Here is a 5,887-nt window from a genome sequence, read left to right on the forward strand (position 1 = left end):
ACACAGACGCTATCGAAATTCTGCAAAACTGCGGCAAAGAATTCGAATTCCCTGTTGAATGGGGTATCGATTTATCTTCTGAGCACGAGCGCTATCTTGCAGAAGAGCACGTTGGTGCGCCAATTATCATGCAGAACTACCCGAAAGACATTAAAGCCTTCTACATGCGCATTAACGATGACGGTAAGACTGTTGCAGCAATGGATGTACTTGCGCCAGGTATCGGTGAAATCATCGGTGGTTCACAGCGTGAAGAACGCCTAGACGTTTTCGATGCGCGCCTTGACGAAATGGGCCTATCGAAAGAAGACTACGCGTGGTATCGCGACCTTCGCCGCTACGGCACCGTACCTCACTCAGGTTTCGGTCTTGGTTTCGAGCGCCTTGTAGCATACGTAACTGGCATGCAAAACGTACGTGACGTGATCCCATTCCCACGTACACCGGGCAACGCTAGCTTCTAAGCAGTTGCTTGACTAATAAATAAAAAGCTCGCCACAGTTTGCTGTCGCGAGCTTTTTTACTTCTTGAACCGTTATTATCTCAGCGCTAGTTTACGGACTCACTGAAATTCCAATTGCAGCAGAGCGACAAGGTTCAACCGTGTAAACAAATCCCTCTTCCACTTCATCTGTCTTTTCAATCTGCAAAATTTCGTAGTCGTTAAGCTCTATGACGCGGGTTCCCTCAGGATGAGCACAGCGTGAGAGTGAGTCAGCTTCAAACTCATAAATGAAATAGGCTAAGGCACGTCGTTGTGACTTTTTGTAATCAACACTCTTTTGTTTTGCGTTAGTCAGTAGCGTGGTTAAGTCCTTTTCTAACTCAGAAATATCTTCCGCTTGTTCCTTAGTAAGTTGCGCTTCACCATTTTCAAGCTCATTTTCCGTTACGTTTTCTATGCTTATTAAAGGGTTAGCACTTTCACTACTGAATTCAGAGAGTAGCCCAACTTGCCCAGCTAAAACTCCCAGCTGCAGCGCCACGCCAAGTGTCCATGCTAGTCTTGCCAATGTGGTAGAGGTAGCAAACCGATAGTGTTTTGGATGCCAAAACCGCGCAACGCCAAACGGCTTCAATAGCAGTAAGAAAAACAGATAGAAAATAATAAGAAGCATACCACCCACGAGCCCTAACATGGTGGTAACAAAGAACCAGCTTGGCACCATAAGAATAAGCGCAAAATTGTGACTGTAGGGCAAGGCGTTTGCTGATACGCCAGTTATGCTATTCACTAACCCACTTGCAGAGGCGAGTGCAAAGTTTGCGATGATTGCATATATAAACAGAATCACAGCTTTACCTGGTAAGCTGTTCCAAAGTGTCATGAACCTGGGCCATGTCTCGCTAACAATGCCCGTAAGAGCAAAACCAAACATTATTGCTTCAAACAGTCTACTTTCTATGTTCAGAAATATTTGCAACAAAAGCATGCTGGTTGCTAAAAAATAACATCGCTGAGCGAAGGTAATACTCATCCAAAAACGCAAAAAACCAACACGCCTTTTTAGGAATAAACGACTTACCTGCTTCTTAATTTTTCCATATACACTATGAATTTCGTTTGCTATTTCCATCACTTAATCGTCAATTATTGTTGTTATACTGCTAAATACGACTGGCTATACTTCCCGACATGCCTGCAATAAGCTATGCTGTTGATTCTAAAAATCAACGGGTTATACCTCTAGGCTGCTATCTATCATACAACGAGCATACAAAAAGTGGCGTGCAAAAGCATATGGCTGAATCAAATACGTTATCTATAGTTTGTGAGCAATGCCATACTCAGGTACACATTCCCGCCCTAGCACACAGGCAACGGGCTGTGTGCCCAGTATGTAACCACACACTAATATCTCATCGCGATGGCGCAAGCGAAAAGTTGCTCGCTTATACTTTCAGTGCTCTGATATTTTTATTACTTTCGTTACCTTTTAACTTTCTGACATTTAAAGCAAGCGGTCAAAAGCATAGTATTGACTTGCCCACCGGTATTACCGTACTCATCGAAAACGATTATTTATCACTAGCGATAATAACCAGCTTAGCGACATTACTGCTGCCCGGAATGGTACTAGGCGGCCTGCTAATATTATCTTTAGCTCAAATACAAAACCGACGCCCCTTTTACTTGCCGCGGCTTTACAAACTTGTGAAAGCCCTCTTACCGTGGAGCATGGCAGAAATTTTTCTTGTTGGTACCTTGGTTAGCCTTATCAAAATTACCGAGTTGGCCGACGTTTCCATAGGCCTGTCATTTTATGCATTCGTTGGCTTTTCAGCGTTCACGGCTCTTTGTATATCCCAATTTGATCCCACACGCTATGCCATGTGGATGTCTCAAGGACAACCACCACAACCTAAACCATTGTGTGAAGCGCAAGCGCAAGAGAGTATTCAGCGTACGTGGGCGTTGTTGATCACTGCTTGTATCTTATATATTCCTGCTAATGTATTGCCAATTATGTATACTGAATTTTTTGGCCAAGAGACGCCCAATACCATTATTGGTGGTGTCATATCGTTGTGGGAATCGGGCTCATACCCAGTGGCGATAATTATTTTAGTTGCCAGCGTGGTAGTGCCAGTGGCAAAAATTATCATTCTTGCTTGGCTCAATTTTTCTGTACAGCGAGAGAAAACCACTTCAAAACAATTACGTATACGTTACTACCGCATCACTGAGGCGATAGGCCGCTGGTCGATGATAGACGTTTTTGTTGTAGCAGTGCTGGTATCCCTTATCCAGATGGGGAACACCATGTCTATTTATCCGGGCCAAGCGGCACTCGCCTTTTGTGCCGTTGTATTTGTAACGATGATAGCCGCGATGACGTTTGATTCGAGGCTAATTTGGCAGCAGTGGAAGCAATTACCATGACCACAAACGATCCGAACATTAATGAAGCTAAGGTCAAACCGACCTCGTCCATTTCTCGCATTTGGATTATCCCAATTCTTGTTATCGTTATTGGTGGCTGGATGGTGTACTACCAATGGAAGAATCAGGGCCCTCTTATTACGATAGAGCTGCATTCGGCAACAGGTATTGAGGTAAACAAAACTCCAATAAAAGTGCGCGACCTAGATATTGGACAGGTAAAAAAGATAACGCTAAAGCCTGACTTAAACGGCGTACTTGTCACGGCCAGAATTGATGCTAGCGCGGCCCATCTACTCAATGAAAATGCAAAGTTTTGGGTTGTCGCCCCCCGTATAAGCTTTTCTGAGGTTTCAGGGCTCAACACCCTCTTGTCTGGCAGCTATATTGCCATGTCAGCCCGTGATAAAGGCAAAGAGCAACTCCATTTTACGGCACTTGAGCGCCCACCGGTTACGCCTCCTGGCACTCCAGGGCTGCATGTTATGTTAAAAAGTGACGACGAATTTGCCTACAAACCTGGCGATCCTGTTATTTATAAAGGGTTTAAAGTTGGCGAGTTTGAAGACGCTACCTTTAATATTGAAGAACGAGTGGTGTATTACGACGCATTTATTGAAGCGCCTTACCATAAACTCATAACCAACACGACACGTTTCTGGGATGTTAGCGGTGTTAAATTGTTGCTTGAATCGAACGGTGTAAGCGTTGAAACAGGCAGCTTGGAAACCTTATTAGCAAACGGTATCACCTTTGGGATCCCTGACGGCGTGCCAAAAGGTGAACAAGTGCTAGATAACGCCTTTTTCACAATTTATGGGGATAGCACATCCGCCTCAGATGCACGTTATAAAGTCGCCGCTGAATACTTGCTACTTATCGATGAAAGTGTGCGAGGTCTAACCGTTGGCGCACCGGTTGAATACCGTGGTATTGAAATTGGCAACGTAACTGCTATCAACTCCTTCCCTGCTTTAGATGGCAACATTTTGGAGCGAGATTATCCCATCCCCGTGCTTATTAATATTTACCCCGGTAAAGCAAGGCAGCCAGATACCAAAGAAGGCCTTAGTGCAATAAAGCAAACCATTCGAAACTGGCTAGAAAGAGATCTTCGCGCATCGCTACGCATGGGTAATGTATTAACAGGTGGTTTGTATGTAGATTTACAGCATGTACCTGATGCCGACAGTAACAGCGGCATTGAAGTGATTAACGGCTACGAAGTAATTCCTACTGTTAGTAACGAGTTCACGCAATTGACGCAAAAGGCCGACGCAATTTTAGACAAAATCAATCAGCTTCCGCTTAAGGAAATGGTGGAAAATGTGCAGTTAGCCGTTGAAGACATGCGTTTAGCTGCTGAGTCTGTGGAAACGGCGAGCAGCGACTTTGATGTACTTATCGCTGATATTGATGCGAAAGCATTAAATAGTAATCTTAATCAGGTTCTTGTTAGCCTTGATGGCCTGCTTAAAAATTACAGCGAGGGTGGTTTTAACCAGTCTGAGATAAAAGAGACCGTTGATGCGCTGCAAGAAACCATGCGCAACATTCAGCCTTTATTGTTAAAGCTAAACCAGTCTCCGAATAGTTTAATATTTTCAAAGGATGATGAAGCGGACATTCAACCTAAAGCGAAGAATTAGCGCAGTAGAGTCAAACAAATACGCGGTTAATTTTCGAGCAACAATGGCGTAAAAAATGAATGCTCTTTATCCTTGATAATTAGCCGATATTAAGAAAGTAATACGCTACAGTGAATGTCAATTGACAGTATTGCCATAGCGAAACATCCAAAAACAAGGATGGAAGGAATAAATAGAATGATACAGCAGTTTAAGGTTTTCCCATCTCAACCTACAGGTAAAGCACTGTTTATCGGTGTATTTGCGCTTTTCACCTGCGTATTATCGGCGTGTAGTAGCGCGCCTCGTTCGCTGACATACTACTTACTTCACACCACGGGTGACAGTGCATATACCGTAAACAAAGCATCAACGGCTGTTGTAATAGATAAGATAACCCTACCGGAATATCTCAAACACCGTGGGCTTGTGTACCAAACCAGTGACACCAACTTGCATATCTCAACCAGTCACTTATGGGCCGAACCTGTAGACGAAGGGCTTACTAAGGCGCTAACCAGCGCGTTAGCATCAAAGCAAGTGTCATTGCTTCGCCCCGATCACTACGCAAGTGAAGAAGCCATTCATATGGCGTTGCACCTCAATGATTTTGTCAGCACCTATGAAGGGGAAGTTATTCTATCTGGCCAATATGTGATTACTCACGTGGAAGGCCAAACGCAAAGCTATCCATTTTTATTCAAAACGCCCCTTGAAGATGATGGATTTTCTCCAAGTATCAAAGCAATGAGAAATACTATCCAACAACTCGCAGAAGATATTAGAAAAACTGTGACAAAATCTGTTTAATCATGTTCGGCGCTCTCAAGCAATACGTATTTAGTGGCGTAAGCCGTCACTACAAGGATGAAACCAACAGACGCATTATGGTGGTGAACCTTTTTGCGGCAGTGGGTATGTCTATCACGTTCTTGCTTGGCTCTAGGGCTTTTATTGACGGTGAATATTCTCTTTCAACTACGCTCTATACTGCCAGTGTAGTATTTGCTATTTCACAGCGCTTACAAGTTCGGTTTGCGTCAGCCAAAGCTCGTACATGGTCTATAACACTTCTCATTATCTGTTTAATGGTACTGACTCTCCTGCTGCTGATTACCGGTGGAAAAGACAATACCGGTCCCCTTTGGATTTACTTGGTGCCGCCAGTCACTATGTTTTTTGCAGGCTTTGTCAGAGGCCTCATCGCACTTATTGCCTATACGCTAGTTAGCGCCATCGTGCTGTTCGCCTTCAATGACGCTTCATTTGTAGCAAACTACACCTACGCGTTTAAAACTCGTTTACTGTATTCTTTTTTAACCGTTTCATTTCTGTCGGCGTTTTATGAGTACAGTAGACAAAAGAGTTACGACAC

Annotated in this window: 5 protein-coding genes and 1 pseudogene; 5 read left to right on the forward strand and 1 reads right to left on the reverse strand. The window is 43.9% G+C overall.

Going from position 1 to position 5,887, the window contains the following annotated elements; genetic code table 11:
* Positions 1 to 464: amino acid--tRNA ligase-related protein (locus QVA83_RS17950; RefSeq protein ID WP_287498775.1), on the forward strand; the 464-nt coding region annotated here is incomplete at its 5' end.
* 90 nt (positions 465 to 554) lie between these two features.
* Here QVA83_RS17950 and QVA83_RS17955 read toward each other — a convergent pair.
* On the reverse strand, positions 555 to 1,328 hold the full coding sequence (locus QVA83_RS17955) for a hypothetical protein (protein ID WP_239301546.1): 774 nt from the start codon (positions 1,326 to 1,328) through the stop codon (positions 555 to 557).
* Positions 1,329 to 1,741: 413 nt separating this feature from the next.
* Between QVA83_RS17955 and QVA83_RS17960 the strand changes: the two genes are divergently transcribed.
* The 4 genes and pseudogenes from QVA83_RS17960 to QVA83_RS17975 form a co-directional block, all read left to right on the forward strand.
* The gene (locus QVA83_RS17960) at positions 1,742 to 2,884 is read left to right on the forward strand and encodes a paraquat-inducible protein A (protein WP_283622713.1); all 1,143 of its coding nucleotides are present in this window, start codon (positions 1,742 to 1,744) and stop codon (positions 2,882 to 2,884) included.
* Positions 2,881 to 4,533: an intermembrane transport protein PqiB gene (gene pqiB / locus QVA83_RS17965; RefSeq protein WP_202940857.1), complete on the forward strand. Its 1,653-nt coding sequence runs from the start codon at positions 2,881 to 2,883 to the stop codon at positions 4,531 to 4,533. Before QVA83_RS17960 ends, pqiB begins: the two co-directional genes overlap by 4 nt.
* A 177-nt stretch (positions 4,534 to 4,710) precedes the next feature.
* A complete protein-coding gene (locus tag QVA83_RS17970; protein WP_069943996.1) occupies positions 4,711 to 5,322 on the forward strand; it encodes a PqiC family protein in 612 nt (203 codons plus the stop codon).
* 2 nt (positions 5,323 to 5,324) lie between these two features.
* A pseudogene (locus QVA83_RS17975) lies at positions 5,325 to 5,887 on the forward strand (GGDEF domain-containing protein); the annotation flags it as partial.

Source organism: Alteromonas sp. AO-Serp (assembly GCF_017849675.1).
In the GTDB taxonomy this organism is placed as follows: domain Bacteria; phylum Pseudomonadota; class Gammaproteobacteria; order Enterobacterales; family Alteromonadaceae; genus Alteromonas; species Alteromonas macleodii.

Coding starts and splice junctions, on each gene's coding strand:
- QVA83_RS17960 (WP_283622713.1), top strand. CDS start 1,742: ATGGCTGAATCAAATACGTTATCTATAGTTTGTGAGCAATGCCATACT.
- QVA83_RS17955 (WP_239301546.1), bottom strand. CDS start 1,328: ATGACACTTTGGAACAGCTTACCAGGTAAAGCTGTGATTCTGTTTATA.
- pqiB (WP_202940857.1), top strand. CDS start 2,881: ATGACCACAAACGATCCGAACATTAATGAAGCTAAGGTCAAACCGACC.
- QVA83_RS17970 (WP_069943996.1), top strand. CDS start 4,711: ATGATACAGCAGTTTAAGGTTTTCCCATCTCAACCTACAGGTAAAGCA.